Source organism: Arthrobacter sp. NicSoilC5 (genome assembly GCF_019977395.1).
Classification (GTDB): domain Bacteria; phylum Actinomycetota; class Actinomycetes; order Actinomycetales; family Micrococcaceae; genus Arthrobacter.
In genome coordinates, this window is the sequence record NZ_AP024660.1 from 4,203,274 (window position 1) to 4,221,619 (window position 18,346).

Here is an 18,346-nt window from a genome sequence, read left to right on the forward strand (position 1 = left end):
GCCGTCAGCCAGCCTTGTTCCAACTCCCTACAGCGTCGACTAGCCCGTGATCGTGATGTAGTCGCCGGTGAAGCCAGCGAAGTGCAGCGTGTAGGTGAAGCTGCTGAGCGTGATGGTATTCCCGAGCAGTTCCTTGGTCCAGTTGCCGTTGGGGCAGGTCGCTTTGGCTATGAAGTCTTCCGCCGTCGGGACGGGCCCCGAAGTCAGCTCTGGGACGGTGAGCCTGCCATTCTTGGGCGAGAGGCTCCCGGTGGACGTCGGCGCTGTGGTGACCTGGGACTTGACCTCGACGATCTGGCCGCCGTGGTTCCGGCATTGGACCGTGGCCGTGTACGTCGCGGTCAAGGTTGCTGTGGCGTTGGAATTTCCGACGCCCGCCAATTCGAACCCGGAGCAGGTGACGAGTTCGGTTGTCGGGTTGACGCTACAACCGATACTTCCCGTCTGAAGATGCGTGCCCGTCGGGGCGGCAGCGGGATTGATGGTGGTAGCGGCCTGTGCCGCAGTCATGCCTGTGGCAAGGGCGAAGAACAGTGCCGCAATCAGAATAAAGACGCGGTGGAGTGATAGCTTCATTTTCTGACTTTCTGAAATGCCTTGGGGCATGAATGCCGAAGGCGTAAATGACAGGAATTCCCGGAGGTGACTTCCGCCGCCTCAGTGTGCCCTTTCGGAAGCTTTTTGGCCCCCAAGGCCACCCGGCCACAGCACCAAAATCAAGCTGCGCCTTTCAAACCGGGCGAGCGACCAGCAGATCCCTGGCCTGTGCTGTCGTCGCCGCTGAAAAAATTAGGCTGAGTTCGGAGAATTTGTCCTACTGATGGATCGGATTCCTTTAGCGCAAGTCATGCAGTTGCGAATCCGCCAATCCCAGCTGGTGGCGGTGTGTATGCGTTATGCATACGACACTGAGGCCTTTGTGGCATTTCCTCCCGGCGGGAAGATCATACGTCCACGGGACGCGCCGGGACAGATCGCGATCTTAAATAGGGGGAGTCCTGGAGGGGAGTTAGGTAGCCGTTTTACCTTGGCCATCCAGTTACTTTCAACGGAGATAGGAGGCCGTGGTCGAGGTCTGCCAGGAGGGTCCAAGCCGCGCGCCGGTCGCGATGCCGGCGCTGCTGCCCCACACCGTACCGGGCCTCGTGGGTTCCTGGACGGGAACACCGGCCGCCCCGCCGTCGTTGTGCCCCTTGGTGTGCCATGCCGGTGCGCCACCCGCCGACCAAAGGACACCCCTTGACGACTCCCCGCACGATCGTGATCACCGGCGCCAGCGACGGCATTGGAGCGGCAGCCGCAAGGACGCTGGCCCAGACAGGGGACCAGGTGGTCGTCGTCGGCCGTTCCGCCGGCAAGACCCGCGCCCTGGCCGGGGACATCGGTGCCGACCACTACCTGGCCGACTTCGCCGACCTCGCACAGGTCCGTGACCTCGCGGAGAAACTGAAGGCAAACTACCCGCGCATCGATGTCCTGGCCAACAACGCCGGCGGGATCATGGGCAAGCGGACGCTTACCGTGGACGGCAACGAGACGACGTTCCAGGTCAACCACCTGGCACCGTTCGTGCTCACCACCCTCCTGATGGACACGCTCACCGCCAGCGGCGCCAAGGTGATCAACACCTCCAGCGCCGCCAACAACTTCGGCAAGCTGGACCTCTTCGACCTCAACGCCGAGTACGGGTACAGCACCAACCGCGCCTACGGCACGGGCAAGCTCGCCAACATCCTGTTCACCTCCGAGCTGCACAGGCGCTTCCATGACCAGGGGATTACGACGGCGGCATTCCACCCGGGCGTGGTCCGCACCAACTTCGCGGCGGAGTCCGGAAGCCCGTGGCGGCATGCCTACACCACCCTGCTGAACCGCTTCATGCTCAGCCCGGACCAGGGCGCCGACACGATGCTTTGGCTCATCAACGGCACAGCGGGCATGGACTGGATTTCTGGGGCCTACTACGCCAAGCGCGCCCTGGCCAAGGCCAACGCCCAGGCCTACGACGCCGGACTGGCGCGCGGGCTGTGGGAGAAGAGCGAAGAGCTGGTCAAGGCCTTTGCCTGACCGCTGTGTCACTCACAGCCGACGCCGTCGTGGTCTGCATCGAGTCCGTAGATGTCGCGGCCGATGACCTGGACGGGGCCACGGACGTAAGCCGGCCCGTTGCCGCTTCCACCTGCGCAGTCAACGTCGGAGGCGATGGGAACGCAGCCTGAGTAGTTCGGGTCGCAGCCGGGGTTCGTTCCCGGAACGGGCTGGGGCGCAGGCGCGGGCGCTGGAGGTGCGGCGGCCCTGGCGGCGGCGTCTGCAGCGGCTTTGGCTGCAGCCGCGTCCTGGGCCGCCTTCGCCTCAGCCGCTTGCAGGGCTGCAGCCTCTGCTGCGGCCTTGTCCGCGGCATCCTTGTCCGCCGCGGCTTTGTCTGCGGCCGCCTTTTCAGCAGCAGCCTTCTCAGCTGCAGCTTTCGCTGCAGCTGCCTGTTCGGCTGCGGCCTTGTCGGCGGCCGCTTTCGCTGCAGCGGCCGCAGCCACTTTGTCGGAGACGCGCTTGGCCACGGAGGCCTCCAGCCACACCAGCCTGCCTGACTCGTCCTTGGTGCACACATAGCTGCTTCCGCCAGAGACCTGCCGGGCGTCGATGGCCGTGCACGGGGTGTCCGCAATGGGCTTCGCGGCAGGTGTGGCCGTGGCGGATTCGGTGGCGGGGCGGGCAGCAACGGACAGCGAGGCCTGTGTGGAGCAGCCGGTCAGCAGGAGGAGCACGGCGGCCGCGGCCCCCGCGCGCAATATCGGTTGCCGGGGCCCTGCCGCGGCAGGCGTCCCGTCCCCGCGGTACGCGCGAAAAGGCAAAGAAAAGTGTCGACTGGCAGGCATGTTTCCCCCAATGGCGTGCGCTGGATGCGATGGCACGGCCAGCGTAGCTTCGTCCATCGGGGGGGAAGAGCGGTTAAGCGGAAATCTTGAGTTTTAAGCGGCAGGAGCGCTGCCCGGCTTATCCCGGACAGCGCTCCTGCCGTTCCTGCTCTGCAGCAGTGGGGTTATGTCATTGCCCTGCCGGGTGCCCGTTGTGGGTGATCGAGGCGACGGCTCCGGTCTGTTCGTTGAGCAGGACCTTGTCGTTGCGCTCATGATGGAAGTTGAACATTGCCTCCATCGACCCGGCGGCCGCATCGGCGGAGGCGTCGCCGATCTGGCCGGTGTGCCAGTTGTCCTCGATGAACTTCAGGATCGAGGCCTGGTCGGTTTCGGTGTGGTCAACGAAGTTCTTCTTCGCGAAGGGGGAGATGACCACCAGCGGCTGGCGGGGGCCGGGTCCGCAGCGGTCGGCGTAGCCGCCGGCCACGGGGACGCCCTTCGCTGCGGCGTCCTGGCACCATGCGGCGTCGTCGGTGCCGGTGGAGGCGTTCTTGGGCTGCGCGGCGGCGTGGTCGTACCAGCCGTCGGAGTCGTCATAGGCGAGGACGACGGCGGTGTTGTCCCAGTTCTTGGACTGCTGGATCTGGTTGACGGTTTTGGCGATGAAGTTCTGCTCGTCAACCGGATCCGAGTAGGCGGCATGGCCGTCCTGGAACATGCCCGCTTTCAGGAAGGAGACGGCTGGCATGTTATCGCTGTCCACCACCTTGCTGAAATCGGTCAGGTCGTACTGGTGGTTGGCCTGGCCGTCGTGTCCGATTTCGGCGTCCGAGGCCGGGGCCAGGTGGTGCGGGTTGGCGGTGGAGGCGTAGTACTGGAAGGGCTGGTGGTGCGGGGAGTAGTCCACCACGGAGGCGCCGGCGGCGTTGGTGTGGCTGGCAAGGCAGGATGCGGGTGTGCCATCGGCAGCCGCGGTGGTGGGGGCGAAGCCGCCCTGGAACCAGCCCCAGGAAGTGCCCTGGGCGTTGAGCAGATCGCCAATGTTCCTGCCGGTCATGCCGGCAAGGTTGTTGGTCTTTGCGTGGCTGTTGTTGGAGCAGTCATCGTAGACCGGGTCGGGGTCGTTGATCACCGTTCCGACGCCGTTTGCATCGGGCTGCCGGACCGCGCTGCTTCCTGTGGCCGGCGTGGCGACGGGCTGGCCGGCGGCAGTGTATTCCTTGGCGCCGTGGGTCTGGCCCGAAATCAGGTTCAGCGCGCCGGGGGTGGACGGACCGAAGACGGTGCTGAAGTGGTTGTCGCTCATGGCGTAGTTCTGGGCGTAGTTCCAGATGCCGGTGACGGTGTTGCCGTCGTAGTAGTCCATGGTCAGGCCGGGGCGGCCGTACTGGTTGGTGCCGCAGGCGTCGCGGCTGGTGAACTGGACGAACTTGTCCATCAGGCCGCCGTTGTAGGCGTTCTGCTCGGCCTTGTAGCCGTGGTCCTGGTCGCAGGTGACGGCCTGCATCGGTGAGAGCCGCGCGGGCTGGACGGAGTTGGGGTTGTTCGGCGCCAGCAGGCCGGCGTTGGCCAGGGTATTGATGTCCTTGGGTGTGTCGTCCGCCGCCGTGAAGGAGCCGGCGGGGGAGCCTGAACCCTGAAGCGTCTCACCCGGGGTGTTTGCCGCCTTGGGGTAGGTGGCGAAGTAGTGGTCGAATGACACGTTTTCCTGGAAGAGGACCACGACGTGCTTGATGGGCGTCGCCGTGGCGTCCTGGGTGCCGGCGGCCGTGGCCGGGCCGGCGCTGACGCCGACCAGTCCGGCCGTCACTGCCGAAGCAGCCAGGACGGCCGCGCCGGTGGCCGCAGCAACTCTGTTTCTGGTGAATCTCGGTGCCGTAAAAGGCATGGGGTATCCAATCGTTCCTGCTCAGGGGCGCACCTGCCGCCGGACGGGGCAGGTGCAGGGAGGGTTCTGCTGCTACTTGGCGGGGGTGACGTCGGCCTCGTAGGTGAGGATCTCGGTGCCGTTGCCTTCGTCGCCGTTGTCGGGGGCCACCGTCATGCTCAGGTGGTTGCCGTCGGCGGTCATTTTGAACGGGTTGCGGGTGGCCACGTGCCCGGCAGTAGACCACTGCTGGAACGGGACATCGCGTGTCACCTGATGGGACTTCAGGTCGATCATTGCCATGCCGCCCAGTTCATAGGTGGCCGCTGTCCCACCGGCGGACGGAGTCTGCGGAAGGTTGGTCACGCCGGCGCAGAGCATCCTGGCATTGGGGACGTACTGGCAGTCCTGGTAGTCGATGAAGTAGTTCGGGTTCTCCCAGGTGGACAGCTCCTTGCCCTGGAGGTCCAATTCGGCGAACCGCCGGGAACCCCAGGTGTTGCCCACGAGGTGGCCGGTCTGCTTGTCCAGGACGATGCCGCCAAAGTGGTCTTTGACTTCAAACTGCTTGTGCACGTTCAGGGTCTGTGCGTCCACCTTGTAGATGATGGCGCTGCTGTCCGGCCGGTACTGGGCTACCGGAACCCACACGTTGGTGCCGTCGAAGTCGATGCCGCCCGGGTGGTACATGTCGCCCTCGCCCAGGATGATGTCCTTTTGCAGGTTGCCGGCCTTGTCCATGACGAACAGGTGGCCGATGCCCTTGCCAGGCGTGCGGTCGTACCCGCCCAGGGGAGTGGGGTACTTGACGGTGGGTTCGAGGATCTGCACGGCCGAGAGGAAGATGTGGTCCTGGCTGTAGGCGATTCCCTCGGTGTGGTACGTGGGGAAGTTCAGCTTCAGCTTGGACGTTTGCTGCCAGGCGGTGTTGCGGGTGACGGAGTCGAACGCGGTGGCCAGGTCAGTGTCCGTGTCGTGGTGGGTTCCGGCTGCGGGACTGGTGCCCTGCGCCGGGACGGTGGCCTGTGCTGCGACGGTTCCGCCGGCCGCGCAGGCGGCAACTATGAGGGAGGCGGCCAGTGTCAGGGCACGCCGGTTTGGTTTGGGGCTCATGGTGGGGGGCCTCTTAAGGTTGGGGTCTCAACAGGAGCTCTCAAGTTACTAATGGGTAATGAACCGGGAATGGCGGCCCGGTTAACGACTGCTGGCGCCCCGCTGACCTGTTGGCGCACGGGGCGGGTCCCTAGCGGCTGTTGCGCGCGAGCGCCTCTCCGATGATGCGGGCACCTTCCGGGTAGGCACCGGGGTTCGGTCCTGAGTAGTTGAGGCGGATGAACGCGCCGGCGGGCTCGGCGGGAAACCACCCGGTGCCGGCGGCGATGATCACGCCGGCGTCCCCGCAGTCACGCACCAGCCGTGGAAGGTCTGTGGTGTCCGGCAGCCGCAGCCACAGGTTCAGTCCGCCCCTTGGCAGGTTGTCGAGGTGTGCCTGCGGAACGTGCTCCCGGATGCTGGTGGCCAGCAGGTCCCGGCGGGCCTGCAGTTGCTGGCGGAGGCTGCGCAGGTGGGTCTGCCATCCGGGTTGCGTCACCACGTCCAACGCCGCTGCCTGCAGGAGTCCGCTGACGTACATCGACTCAGCGGCGCGGTGGCCCAGGATGCGTTCCCGCGCCGGCCCGCGCACGATCACGGCGGCAATGCGGATGGCCGTGGACACGCTCTTGGTCAACGACCTGATGTAGACCACATGGCCGGAATCATCCTGCGTGGCCAACGGGACGGGGTTCGAGGTGATGCCGAAATCGTGGGCCCAGTCGTCCTCCACCAGGAAGGCACCACGCCGGCGGGCTATGTCGAGGATCTCGGCGCCCCGGCCCGCCGCCCACTGCGCGCCGGTGGGGTTGGAATAGTTGGGCTGCACGTAGAACGCCCGGGCCCCGGTCTCGGCAAAGGCGCGGTCCACGTCGGCGGGGTCCGGGCCTTCGGGCCCTGTGGGCACCGGGACCACCCGCACCCCGGTCTGGGCGGCGGCCAGGATGGCACCCCAATATGACGGCGATTCCATGAGCAGAGGCTGTCCCGCGCCCACCAGCGCCCGGAAGATGGAGCTGAGTCCGCTTTGGCTGCCGGGCAGGACGATGACGTCGTTTGGCGTTGGGGGCGTGATCCCCACGGGGGTTGCCGCGCCCAGTTCCTGGGCGAACCATTGCTGCAGTTCGGGCATGCCGGCGGCGGGCGGCCGGGACAGGGCCGCGTCGCCGCGGGCGGCGCGGGACAGCGCGGAGCGGACCAGCCGTTCCGGCAGCAGCTCGCGGTCCGGGTAGCCGGAGTGGAACCAGATGGCGTCGCCGGGGACGTTGCGCATGGTGTCCGACGACGGCGGCAGCGGAGATGACGGCGAGCGCAGCGCTGCGGTCTGCCAGCCATAGTCCGACGGGCGTGCGGTGCGGACGGCACGGACAAACGTCCCGACGCCGGGCCGGCTTTCGATCAGGCCCTGCGAGGCCAGGGCCTGCATGGCCTTCTGGACCGTCACGGGGCTCGCCTGGTACTCGGCCACCAGCGAGCGGGTGGACGGCAGTTTGGCTCCGGGCGCCGCTCCCGCAACCCATTGCCGGAGTGCTGCCACGATCCGTGAACTGCTATCGTTGTTCATGAAAGAACATAGTAGCGCTACTGTCCTGGATGGCCCAGTGATACTGTCCCGGCGGTCCACCGGGATCTGGTGGGGCCTGCTGGGCGTTGCGGCCTTCTCCTTCACCGTTCCCTTCACCCGTTTGGCTGTCGCCGGGTTCCCGCCGTTGTTCATCGGTTCCGGCCGGGCCGTGGTGGCCGCTGTCCTTGCCGCCGCAGCGCTCGCCATCAACCGCCAGCGGCTGCCGCATCCAGGCACCTGGCTGCGCCTGGCGCTCGTGGCCGGTGGCGTCGTCGCAGGCTTTCCGCTGCTGACGTCCTACGCCCTCACCGCCGTGCCGGCCGCCCACGGCGCCGTGGTCATCGCCCTCCTGCCCGCCGCCACGGCCACGGTGGCCGTGCTGCGCACAGGCGAGCGTCCACCGGCCCTCTTCTGGACCGTGGCGGTGCTTGGCTCGCTGGCAGCCATAACCTTTGCCGTCCTGCAGTCCGGGGGAGCGGGACAGCTGCACTGGGCAGACCTCCTGCTGCTTGGCGCCGTTGCCTGTGCCGCGGTGGGGTATGCGGAGGGTGGCCTGCTGGCCCGCGAACTGGGCTCGTGGCAGACCATCGCCTGGGCGCTGGTCCTCGCCGCGCCGGCCATGCTGGTTCTGGCCGTTGTCTCCGTCCAGGGCCAGCCGCCGTCGGCCACCCCCACCCAATGGGCCGCGTTCGGCTATCTGGCCGTGGTCAGCATGTTCCTTGGCTTCTTCGCCTGGTACCGCGGGCTGGCCACCGGCCCCATGGCGCAGGTGAGCCAGATCCAGCTGCTGCAGCCGGTGATGAGCATCTGCTGGGCCGCGCTCCTTTTGGGCGAGGCACTCACCTGGCCCACGGTGGCCGGCGCCCTCGCCGTCATCCTCTGCGCCGCCGCGGCCGTCCGCATCCGGCTCAAACCAACCTCCCAGCCGCACGAAAGGACACTCCCATGTACATTCCCGCCCACTTCGCCGCCCAGCCCGGCGCCATCCGAAACCTCCTTGCACACGCCGGTGCCGCCAATCTCGTCACCATGACCGACGACGGCCTGCTGGCAACGCTGCTGCCCGTCGCGTTCAACCCGGCGGTGGGGGAGCATGGCGCACTGCAGGCGCACATGGCGCGGAACAACCCGCAATGGTCCAGCACCCCCACCGCGGAGGCGCTCGCCATCATCCAGGGCCCCGATGACTACATCTCGCCGTCGTGGTATCCCGCCAAAGCAGAGCATGGCCGCGTGGTTCCCACCTGGAACTACAGCACCGCACACGTCTACGGCGAGCTGGTGGTCCATGACGACGCCGGCTGGCTGGCACGCCATGTCCGCCACCTGACCGGCCTGCACGAGGGCGGCCGGCCGGATCCGTGGGCAGTGGACGACGCCCCGGAGAAATTCATCGCCGGGCAGTTGCGCGCGATTGTGGGCGTGGAACTGGTGATCACCAGGATCGAGGCGAAGGAGAAACTCAGCCAGAACCGCTCCGATGCCGACGCCGCAGGGGTGGCGGCGGGACTCCGGGCCATCGGGCGGGAAGCCGGAGCGGCCGCCGTCGAACGCGTCCGCCCCTGACTCCCGGGAAACCGGCGGGCGCTAGGCCGTCCGTTCCAGGAGCACCATCACCTCGTAGTGCGTGGTCTGCGGGAACATGTCCAGGACCCGTGCCCGCCGGGCAGTAAAGGACAGAAGCGCGGCCAGGTCGCGGGCCAGCGACTGGGCGTTGCAGCTGGAGTACACCACGTGCTGCACGTCAGAGGTTTCCAGCCAGCCGCACAGCTCCTTGCCGATGCCACGCCGGGGCGGGTTCACGATCACCAGCTCCGGCGACTGCTCCGCGGCGAGGGCAAACGCCGTGGCGTCGCCGGCGTGGAATTCCATGCCCGCCAGGCCTGCCTCGTCACTGCTGAGCCGCGCCGAGACGATGGCCTCGCTGCTGGCTTCAATGCCGGTGACCGTGCGGGACGGGGCAGCGCTGTGCAGGGCGAAGCCGCCCACGCCGCAGTACAGGTCCCACACCGAGGCCGGCGCCAGCTCGTTGACCCACTCGCGCCCCTGCCGGTACAGGGCCGCCGCCATGCCGGTGTTGGTCTGGAAGAAGCTCTGCGGCCTCAGGTGCAGATTGATGTCATTGACCCGCATCTCCAGCGTGGACTGCTCCGTCAGCAGGATCTCGCGGTCGCCTTCGAGGACGGCCTTGTGCTCCGGGAGCAGGTTGACGGAGACCACCTTGACCTGCGGCAGGTCGGCCAGGAGCTCCGGAAGGTGCTTCCGGATCCGCGGCAGCACCTGTTCCGATCGAAGCACCAGGCGGAGCATCACCTCACCTGCCGGGGATTCGGTGATGATGACGTGCTTGAGTTCGCCGGTCCGGCGCGGAACGTCGTAGGGCGTCAGGCGGAGGCGGCGGATGTAGGTGGCCAGCACCGGGAAGACGGCCCGCAGGCCGGGGGAGCAGACGCCGCACTTGCGCAGGTCCACGCCGCGGCCGTCGGCGTCAAGGATTCCGATGGTGGGGTTCTGCGCCGTCCCGCCGATCACCATCTTGGCCTTGTTGCGGAAGCCGGACTCCTGGCTGGCCACGGGCTCCAGCCACTCCAGCGAGGCGTGGTCGGAGAGGAGGGTCTGGCAGTGCAGCTGCTTGCCGGCCAGCTGTTCGCTGTATGGCCTGCCCATCTGGGTGCAGGAGCGGCAGGTGCCGGCATCAAAGTAGGAACAGCGCATGACTGGTCAAGTTTACCCGGTCGCCTTCCCGGCCGGGACGGGAAGGTACGACGGCGGCACCCGGCCAGGTGCCGCCGTCGTACCTTCCATCACGGCCTCAAACGTAACCCCGTGCAATATGAGCATGCTTCCATGCTTTTGATGCTGCGAAATTCGGCAGCCGTGCTACTTTCGGCACTGACACCGTGCATTTCTTCGTTTGGAGACCCGTGGAACCCACACCCCCGCTCACCCTCGATCCACGGCCTGCGGCACCGCAGCCCGTGGAGTCCGCCCTCCGCCGTTCCATGGGGCCTCGCCATCTGGTCATGATCGCCATGGGTGGGGTGATCGGCTCCGGCCTCTTCGTCAGCTCGGGCTACACCATCTCCCAGGCCGGCCCGCTTGGCGCCGTCATCGCGTACCTGGTGGGCGCCTTCGTGGTGTACCTGGTCATGGCATGCCTGGGCGAACTGGCCATCGCCTATCCCGTATCCGGCGCCTTCCACATCTACGCCGCCCGCTCCATCGGGCCGGCCACGGGGTTCGCCACCGCCTGGCTGTACTGGCTGTGCTGGGCCGTGGCCATCGGCTCCGAGTTCACCGCGTCCGGGCTCCTCATGCAGCGTTGGTTCCCGGACGTTGAGGTGTGGGTCTGGTGCTTGGTCTTTGCCGCCATCCTCTTTGGCTTCAACGCCGTCTCCTCCCGGTTCTTTGGCGAGGCCGAGTTCTGGTTCGCCATCGTGAAGGTGGCCGCCATCATCGGCCTGATCGTCCTGGGCGGGGCGGCGCTGTTCGGCTTCCACCCGCTCAGCAGCGGCGGCAACCACCCGCTCCTGCTCCAGAACTTCGCCACGGATTCGGGCCTCTTCCCCAACGGATTCACCGGCATCCTGGTCACGGTGCTGGCCGTCTTCTATGCCTTCTCCGGGTCGGAACTGATCGGCGTCGCCGCCGGTGAGACCAAGGACCCCGCAACCGCCATTCCCAAGGCCATGCGCACCACCGTGATCCGGCTGCTGATCTTCTTCGTGGGTGCCATCACCGTTATCGCCGCCACCATCCCCTATACGGAAGTGGGGCTGGACGAGAGCCCGTTCGTCACTGTCTTCTCCGCCATCGGCGTGCCGTTCGCCGCGGACATCATGAACTTCGTCATCATCACGGCCCTGCTGTCCGCCGGAAACAGTGGCCTCTACTCCTGCGCCCGGATGCTGTATTCGCTCGCCGATGAAGGGCATGCACCCCGCGCCCTGAAGAAGCTGAACCGCGGCATTCCCATGGTGGCCCTCTCCGTGAGCATGGTGGGCGGCCTCGCTTCCCTGCTCAGCAGCGTGGTGGCCCCGGAAACCGTGTACCTGGTCCTCGTCTCGGTGGCAGGCTTCGCCGTGGTGGGTGTGTGGATGTCCATCACCGCGTCGCACTACTTCCACCGCCGCGCCTTCATCCGCGACGGCGGCGACGTCTCCACCCTTGCCTACCGGGCGCCCCTGTTCCCGCTGGTCCCCATCCTCGCGTTCTCCCTCTGCGTCATCTCCCTGGTCGGCATCGCGCTCGACCCGGCCCAGGCGGCCGCGCTCTACTTCGGCATCCCCTTTGTCGCCGCCTGCTACGCGTACTTCCACTTCCGGCACGGACGCAGCGCCGCGCGGGCAGGCCGGTAGTCAGGGCGCGGACGACGACGGCAGCGCCCTGGGTGGAACAAGCAGCGCCCGTGGAACAATGGGGCCGTTGTCGGCAGCCGGGAGGGCAGGAAAGCGTGGAATCAACCGCCGAGGCGTCCTCGATGGCGCAGGGACTGCGGATCCTGCGGCACGTGGTGGAACGGGAAAAGCGGGGGCAGGCGCCGCTGGGTGTTTCGCAGCTCGCCGCGGAGCTTGGCATGGAACAAAGCCGGGTGTCGCGCCTGGCCCAGGAGCTGTGCGGCCTGGAACTGCTGGAGCGCTTTGACCGCGGGCCGTTCCGGACAGGCCCCCGCTTCTTCGGCCTTGCCGCCGCCTTGAACACGGGCTGGGTCCGGGAGGCGAAGCCGCTGCTTGAGGAGCTGGTCGCCGGGCTGGGGGTGCGGGCACGGCTTTCGGTCCGCGACGGGTACCGGGTCATCCTGCTCCGCGCCTCGAGCAATGAAGGCGTGCCCGGCAGTTTCGTGGTGCCCGGCATGGTCACGCCCGTCTGGTGCACCGGCGCCGGGAGGGCCCTGCTGTGGGACTTCGACCGGTCCGCCCTGGCCGAACTGCTCGCGGACGTGAATTACATCGGCATCGGCGGACCCGGCGCTGCCCACACTACCGACGGTATCTGGGATCTCATGGAGCGGGACCGCACTGCCGGGTTCATCGCCGCCGAGGAGGAGTTTGAACACGGCGTGGTGGAGCTTGCCGTGCCCGTGCGGGACGCAGGCGGTTCCATCCTGGGGGCGCTCAGTGTGCTGGGCAGCCGCGGAGAATTCGGAGCTGATTCCGCTGCCGCGGCAGCTGTGCTTTCGGCCGCCGCCACGCGCCTCGGTGCACCCGGGACCTGAGGCTCAGCTCCGGTAGCCGAGCCTTGACTCGAGCCAGGATCCCTGGGCCATCAGGGCGGCTGCGCATGATTCCCGCCGTGGTTCCAGCCGGTCCTTGATGCCCACGATCTGCAGGGCCGCCACCACGTCGCCCTTGAAGTCACGGACCGGCACGGCCAAGGAGTACAGCCCGGGCTCGGCCTCTTCGTCCACGATCGAGTATCCGCGGGCGCGCGCCGCCTCCCGCCGCGCCAGGAACTCGTCCACGCTTGCGGGCGTATTGGGGCCGTGGCGCGTGAACACGACCTGTGAAAACACGCTCCGGACCTCCTCTTCCGGAGCCTCCCACAGGACCGCCTGGCCGGCGTCACTGCAGTAGGCGGGATACGGGCGGCCCAGCCATGAACCCACCAGGTTGCTGCCGGCCGGGACACTCTCACCGATGGTCACCGTGCTGTCACCGCGCAGCACTCCAAGGAAGCACGCCTCATTGGTCCCGGCGGCCAGGGCGTCCAGGGCGGTGGCGCCGTCGGCCTGGAGCCGGCGTTCGGTCAGCAGTTGCGCGTCCGTGAAGACCGACCAGTCCAGGACATAGGTGCGCGCCGCAGTGCGGGCCAGGAAGCCTTCCTGTCCGCCGGTCCGCAGGCTGCGGGACACCTGGCTCCGGTCCCTGTCCAGAGCGGCGGCGACCTCGGCGGCGCTGCCGCCGGGAAACCCCCGTGCGTGGCGTTCCCCCACGGCAAGCACGGCCTGGATTCCGCGGCCCATGCTGGAGGTCTTCGACATAAAAGGGAGTCTAGCGATCCCAAAGGAGCCCTCCGGTACGGCCGGTTGCCGTTGCCAGGTAACACTCAGTAAAAGCATGAGTCCATGCCTATAGTGAACTTATGCCTTCCCTTTCTTCCCTCTCCGCCGCACTGGAATCCGGCCGCACCCTGATTGCCGACGGCGCCCTGGCCACCGAACTGGAGGCGCGCGGCTGCAACCTGGACGACTCCCTGTGGTCGGCCAAAGTCCTGCTGGAGCAGCCCGGGCTTATCCGGGACGTGCACCGAGACTACTTCGCGGCGGGTGCGAACATCGCCACCACAGCCAGCTACCAGGCAACGCCCCGGGGGTTTGCGGCACGGGGCATGGCAGAGGAGGAAGCCCTGGACCTGGTGGAACTGTCCGTCCGGCTGGCGGATGAAGCACGGCGGGAGCACCTGATGGAGCATCCGGACGCCGGGCCGCTGCTGGTGGGGGGCTCCGTGGGCCCATACGGCGCCTATCTCGCGGACGGCTCGGAATACCGGGGGGACTACAGCCTCGCCCCCGGGGAGTTCGAGGAGTTCCATGCTCCCCGCGTAGCGGCACTGGTCAAGGCCGGCGTGGACTTCCTCGCCTTCGAGACGCTGCCCTCCTTCGCCGAGGCGGAGGCCCTGCTGGCACTCAGCCGGGAACACGGCGTCGACACCTGGTTCTCCTTTTCCCTTCGCGACGGCGGCCACATCAGCGACGGCACGCCGCTGGCCGATGTCGCGCAACGCGTGAACGGGCACCCGCACGTTGCGGCGGTCGGAGTGAACTGCGTGCCCCTTGGCCTGGTACGGCCGGCGCTGGCCGCCCTGCGCCCGCACACGGACATACCCCTGGTGGCCTACCCGAATTCGGGGGAGACCTACGATTCCGCAACCAAGACGTGGAGCCAGGCAAGCGGAGACGAGGGCGGCGCGGCCGGGGGAGGGGCGCCTGCAAGCCTGGCCGCGGGTGCCGGGGAATGGCAGCAAGCGGGCGCGCGCATCCTGGGTGGCTGCTGCCGGACCACTCCCCGGGACATCGCTGCATTGGCCGCGCAGGCGTAGCCTTCCGGGAACACTGCCGCCTCCACGGGTGTTAAACCCAGTGGAGAAGCGAACAATGGACACCAGAACTTACACAGCACTTGTCATACCGGCCGGCAATGCCGAGCCCATCCGCCTGGAACAGGTTGACGCGGACCTGAAGGCCCTTGAAGCCCTGGTGGGCGGCCCGCTGGAATCCGTGATCCGCGGCGACTGGCATGTCTACCTCAACGCGGAAAGCGTCACGAGGCTCCTTCCGGTCAACTTCCGCGCTGGGCAGCTGATGCACGAATGCGGCCTGGACCTTGACGGGATCCGCGGCACCGCAGTTTTCCTGGGCCGCGGCGAACACGGCACCGAGACAGACATCCCCGAGCACCTGGAGCGGCTCGTGGAGGAGCTTTTCGGGGCGTTGGCCGCCTAGTCGCTGGCGCGTACCCCGTAGGTGCTCAGCACGTTGCCCTTGCTGGTTGCCGACTGCTCCTGCAGCACCAGGCGTGTCAGCGGGTCGCCGTCCTCGAACAGCCGGCGGCCGCTGCCGGCGATTACGGGGTGGGTCATCAGCTGCAGCGAGTCCAGCAGCCCGGCGAACAGCAGCTGCCGCACCACGGAGATGCTTCCGCACACGGCGATTTCGCCGCCGTCGCGTTCCTTCAGCGCGCCCACGAATTCCGTCAGCGGCGCGTCCATCACCCGCGAGTTCTGCCATTCCAGCGGTCCCGTCAACGTGCGCGACGCAACGAACTTTTCCACGGGGTTGATGAACGCGCCAAAGTCCTGGTCCTGCGGAGCGGTGGGCCAGTAATCCGCCCACTCCTGATAGCTCACGCGGCCCAGGATGACGGTGTCCACGCTGTTGATCATCCTGGCCAGGCCCGCACCGAGTTCCTCATCGAAGCTGTCGAACTGGAACTTGAAAGGTTCGGACACCACCCCGTCCACGGAGTGGAACAGGCCGGCAGTGACTTTGCGCATGGGAGCCTCCAGATAATGTGCGGACAGGCCCTACGGTATTCGGCCAGGTCCTTTGCGGGAAGGGTTTTGGGGCGGCCGTTTCGGCCCCCGGATACGGACGACGCCGGAAGCCGCGTTAGCTTCATCACTCGCCGTGTTGCCTTGCGCGGTTTCGAACCTGCCGGGCCCCATACTGGTGAGTGAACGGCTTTCGCCGTCCCCCCGGCCAGGCAGGAGGAAGTGCATGGAAACCCTGAAAAAAGTCGTGACCAACCAGTATTTTCCTGCCGGCGCCGTGCTGACGGCCGTCCTGCTGTTCTGGGTCGTCGCCATGCTGGGCGGCCTGTCGCTGCTCAACAACAACCAACCGCCGTTGACCACCCTGACCTGGATGCTGTTCGTCTACGCCGCAGCCGTGCTGACGCCCCTCGCAGGACTGCTGGCCGCCGTCGACCTGGTGCGCCGCTGGCGCCGCGACCGCGCTGCCGTCCCGGCCGCCTCCACGCCCGCCGGCACGGCCAGCGTTCCTGCCGGTGCCGGGGAACCGGCCCAGCCCGCGCAGCCGCAAAACTCCCAGCCGCAGGCTTCCCAGCCCCAGTCTTCCCAGCCGGCGCCGGGCAAGCCGCAGCGCCCGGGCCGCCAGGAAGCAGCCTGACCCCGGAGCCTTCCGGCTACCTGCCCTTCAGCGCGTTGAGGGCTTCTTCCGCGTGGTGCAAAGCCTGGTGCAGCCTGTCACCGGGTTCCGGCAGCGAGAAAAGGTACCCCTGGAGTGAATCGCACTCCAGTGCCGTCAGGTAGTCCGCCTGCGCTGCTGTCTCGATGCCCTCGGCCGTCACGGTCAGGCCCAGGCTGTGCGCCATGTTGATCATGGAGCTGAGGATGGGCAGGCGCTCATTGCCGGTCCGCACCATGGAGACGAAGGTCTTGTCGATCTTGACGGTATCCACAGGCAGGTCCTGCAGCCGGCCCAGCGAGGAATAGCCGGTGCCAAAGTCATCCAGCGCCACCCGGGCGCCCGTATCCCGCAGCGCGCTGAGCTGCTGGATCAGGCTGCAGTCGGCGTCGAAGAACACGCTCTCGGTAACTTCCACGACCAGCTGGTAGGGCGCCACCCCGCTGGCTTCCGCCAGCCGCAGGACGTTTTCGGCGAAGTCGGGTTCCTGCAGCTGCACGCCGGAGACGTTCACGGCCAGGGACCGTGACGGATCCTCGCTGAGCCACTGGGACAGCTGCACCATTCCGGTGGCCATTACCTCGGCCCCGATCTCGCCGATCAGCCCGGTGCGCTCGGCGAGTGGGATGAAGATCGACGGCGGTATCCGCTCGCCGCCCCGGTCCCACCTGGCCAGCGCCTCCAGTTGGACCACCTGCCCCATGCGGTGCGAGACGATCGGCTGGAAGTCCACGGTGATTTCGCCGCGGGGCACCGCCAGCTGGAGCCCGCTTTCCATGTGCGTCCGCTGCACCAGGGCCTGCATCATGTCCGGGTGGAACCGCAGGAACCGGTTCTTGCCGGCGGCCTTGGCGGCGTACATCGCGATGTCCGCATGCCGCAGCAGTTCGGACGGGCCCACGCTGTCCTGGCCCAGGGAGGCGAGCCCCAGGCTCAGGCTGGGGCGCAGGACGGTGCCGCCGATGGTCACCGGGACGTGCAGGCAGCGCACGATGCACGCGGCGATTGCGTCGGCGTCGGGGCAGGCCGTCAGGAGGACCACAAACTCGTCGCCGCCCAGCCGGGCCACGACGTCGGCCGTGGGAACGCAGCCGCGGAGCCGGCGTGACACCTCGATGAGCATGTCGTCGCCCGCCTGGTGGCCAAGGATATCGTTGACTTCCTTGAAGTCGTCGAGGTCCAGGAGCAGGACATCCACGGTCTTCAGCCGCGGTTCCTGCAGGGATTCGGCCAGGGCATCGTTGAAGACGGCCCGGTTGGCCAGCCCGGTCAGGGGGTCCTGGAAGGCCATGGCGCGCAGCTTCTCAGCCTGCACGGCGAGGTCCATCAGGGCCTGCTGTGCCTGCTCCTGCGCTTTCCGCCGTGGCGTCACGTCGCGGAAGCTCCATACGCGGCCCACGATTTTCTCGCCGACGCGTTGCGGGCGGGAATAGCGTTCCAGGGTACGGCCGTCGCGGAGTTCCACCACGTCGTGGCTTTCGGCTGCCGGGTCCTCCTGGACTTCGCCCAGCCGCGCGGCGAAGGGCACGGGATCTGCAATTTGCGCCATGACCAGCCGCAGCGCCGGCTCCTCGCTGTCGGCCTCCATCATCTCGGGAGGGATGCCCCACATGGTGAGGAACTGGTCGTTGAATCCGGCCACGCTGCCGTCGGTGGCGATGACCAGGATGCCGTCTGCAGTTGATTCAAGGGTGGCCGTCAACAGGGACATGGCCTCGCGGAGGTTGGCGTCGGCTGTCTTGCGGTGCGCAGTGCCGCGCGCAGAGAGCAGCAGCCGTGCGCCGGCCGGGCCGCTTATGCCGGCGCCGTTTCGTTGGGTGCCGTCCGGGTCCGGCCCGGGGAGGACGGCCACGGCCAGTTCGACGGCGGTCTCGGTGCCATCCCCGCGCAGGGCGCTGATTTCCAGCGGCGGGGGATGCTCTTCCGGGTGGGTGAGGAGCTGGTGCAGCAGATGGGCCACGTCGTCGCGGAAACCCTCGCCGATCAGCAGCCGGTGGTCCAGGCCGGTGAAGGCGTCCCGGTGCAGGGCAAACAGCCGTGCCGCTGCCGCGTTTACCGCCAGGACGGTGCCGTCCGCAGCCAGGGCCAAAAGGGCATCCGGACTTGCGTCCATGACCCCGCCAAAAGTTTGTAATGCCACATTGTTGTCACGGCCCGAAAAACCGGTCATCACACCACCCCTTCGCCATCATAAAGGCCGCAGGGGGAAATTGGGCCGGTACCCATACCTTCATTTTGGTCCAGCACGGACCTGGCCCCGGACGTAAAAAGCGCCGGACCCCACAATGGGGTCCGGCGCCTCTTACTGATGGATAGGGGAAAGC

General features: G+C 67.4%; 17 protein-coding genes. 8 read left to right on the forward strand and 9 right to left on the reverse strand.

Annotated elements, in window-relative coordinates; genetic code table 11:
* Positions 1-39: 39 nt before the first annotated feature.
* Positions 40-576, reverse strand: coding sequence for a hypothetical protein (locus LDO22_RS19605; protein WP_224025380.1), 537 nt, complete (start codon positions 574-576; stop codon positions 40-42).
* A 663-nt stretch (positions 577-1,239) separates the two neighbouring features.
* On the opposite strand from LDO22_RS19605, the gene LDO22_RS19610 reads away from it, so the two are divergent.
* Positions 1,240-2,067 carry an SDR family NAD(P)-dependent oxidoreductase gene (locus LDO22_RS19610; RefSeq protein WP_224025381.1) on the forward strand — a complete coding sequence of 276 codons (828 nt, stop codon included), beginning with the start codon at positions 1,240-1,242 and terminating at the stop codon, positions 2,065-2,067.
* Positions 2,068-2,075: 8 nt separating this feature from the next.
* Here LDO22_RS19610 and LDO22_RS19615 read toward each other — a convergent pair whose 3' ends face one another.
* The 4 genes from LDO22_RS19615 to LDO22_RS19630 all read right to left on the reverse strand — a co-directional run bounded on the left by LDO22_RS19615 (position 2,076) and on the right by LDO22_RS19630 (position 7,378).
* Entirely contained in the window at positions 2,076-2,789 is a 714-nt protein-coding gene (locus tag LDO22_RS19615) for a hypothetical protein (protein ID WP_224027287.1), read from the reverse strand.
* Between the two features lie 253 nt (positions 2,790-3,042).
* Complete coding sequence (locus LDO22_RS19620; RefSeq protein WP_224025382.1) at positions 3,043-4,743, reverse strand: alkaline phosphatase family protein; 1,701 nt, start codon at positions 4,741-4,743, stop codon at positions 3,043-3,045.
* A gap of 72 nt (positions 4,744-4,815) precedes the next feature.
* Positions 4,816-5,835: a DUF6454 family protein gene (locus tag LDO22_RS19625; protein WP_224025383.1), complete on the reverse strand. Its 1,020-nt coding sequence runs from the start codon at positions 5,833-5,835 to the stop codon at positions 4,816-4,818.
* Positions 5,836-5,965: 130 nt separating this feature from the next.
* Positions 5,966-7,378, reverse strand: a complete 1,413-nt coding sequence (locus tag LDO22_RS19630) for a PLP-dependent aminotransferase family protein (RefSeq protein WP_224025384.1) — start codon at positions 7,376-7,378, stop codon at positions 5,966-5,968.
* Between LDO22_RS19630 and LDO22_RS19635 the strand changes: the two genes are divergently transcribed.
* Entirely contained in the window at positions 7,377-8,411 is a 1,035-nt protein-coding gene (locus LDO22_RS19635) for a DMT family transporter (protein WP_224025385.1), read from the forward strand. The genes LDO22_RS19630 and LDO22_RS19635 overlap by 2 nt on opposite strands.
* Positions 8,324-8,944, forward strand: a complete 621-nt coding sequence (locus LDO22_RS19640; RefSeq protein WP_224025386.1) for an FMN-binding negative transcriptional regulator — start codon at positions 8,324-8,326, stop codon at positions 8,942-8,944. Before LDO22_RS19635 ends, LDO22_RS19640 begins: the two co-directional genes overlap by 88 nt.
* 21 nt (positions 8,945-8,965) lie before the next feature.
* On the opposite strand, the gene rlmC is transcribed toward LDO22_RS19640, so the two are convergent.
* Positions 8,966-10,093, reverse strand: a complete 1,128-nt coding sequence (gene rlmC, locus LDO22_RS19645; protein WP_224025387.1) for a 23S rRNA (uracil(747)-C(5))-methyltransferase RlmC — start codon at positions 10,091-10,093, stop codon at positions 8,966-8,968.
* Positions 10,094-10,302: 209 nt separating this feature from the next.
* Here rlmC and LDO22_RS19650 point away from each other — a divergent pair, with 209 nt between their 5' ends.
* A complete protein-coding gene (locus LDO22_RS19650; RefSeq protein WP_224025388.1) occupies positions 10,303-11,736 on the forward strand; it encodes an amino acid permease in 1,434 nt (477 codons plus the stop codon).
* Between the two features lie 95 nt (positions 11,737-11,831).
* On the forward strand, positions 11,832-12,593 hold the full coding sequence (locus LDO22_RS19655) for an IclR family transcriptional regulator C-terminal domain-containing protein (protein WP_159632613.1): 762 nt from the start codon (positions 11,832-11,834) through the stop codon (positions 12,591-12,593).
* Positions 12,594-12,596: 3 nt separating this feature from the next.
* On the opposite strand, the gene LDO22_RS19660 is transcribed toward LDO22_RS19655, so the two are convergent.
* Positions 12,597-13,358 (reverse strand): IclR family transcriptional regulator C-terminal domain-containing protein, encoded by a 762-nt coding sequence (locus LDO22_RS19660; RefSeq protein WP_224025389.1) that lies wholly within the window; start codon positions 13,356-13,358, stop codon positions 12,597-12,599.
* 101 nt (positions 13,359-13,459) lie between these two features.
* Here LDO22_RS19660 and mmuM point away from each other — a divergent pair, with 101 nt between their 5' ends.
* A complete protein-coding gene (gene mmuM, locus LDO22_RS19665) occupies positions 13,460-14,416 on the forward strand; it encodes a homocysteine S-methyltransferase (protein ID WP_224025390.1) in 957 nt (318 codons plus the stop codon).
* Positions 14,417-14,471: 55 nt separating this feature from the next.
* Entirely contained in the window at positions 14,472-14,819 is a 348-nt protein-coding gene (locus LDO22_RS19670; RefSeq protein ID WP_224025391.1) for a DUF3846 domain-containing protein, read from the forward strand.
* On the opposite strand, the gene LDO22_RS19675 is transcribed toward LDO22_RS19670, so the two are convergent.
* Positions 14,816-15,370, reverse strand: a complete 555-nt coding sequence (locus tag LDO22_RS19675) for a dihydrofolate reductase family protein (RefSeq protein WP_224025392.1) — start codon at positions 15,368-15,370, stop codon at positions 14,816-14,818. The genes LDO22_RS19670 and LDO22_RS19675 overlap by 4 nt on opposite strands.
* A gap of 223 nt (positions 15,371-15,593) precedes the next feature.
* On the opposite strand from LDO22_RS19675, the gene LDO22_RS19680 reads away from it, so the two are divergent.
* On the forward strand, positions 15,594-16,004 hold the full coding sequence (locus LDO22_RS19680) for a hypothetical protein (protein WP_224025393.1): 411 nt from the start codon (positions 15,594-15,596) through the stop codon (positions 16,002-16,004).
* A 16-nt stretch (positions 16,005-16,020) separates the two neighbouring features.
* On the opposite strand, the gene LDO22_RS19685 is transcribed toward LDO22_RS19680, so the two are convergent.
* Complete coding sequence (locus LDO22_RS19685; protein WP_224025394.1) at positions 16,021-18,135, reverse strand: EAL domain-containing protein; 2,115 nt, start codon at positions 18,133-18,135, stop codon at positions 16,021-16,023.
* Positions 18,136-18,346 lie beyond the last annotated feature (211 nt).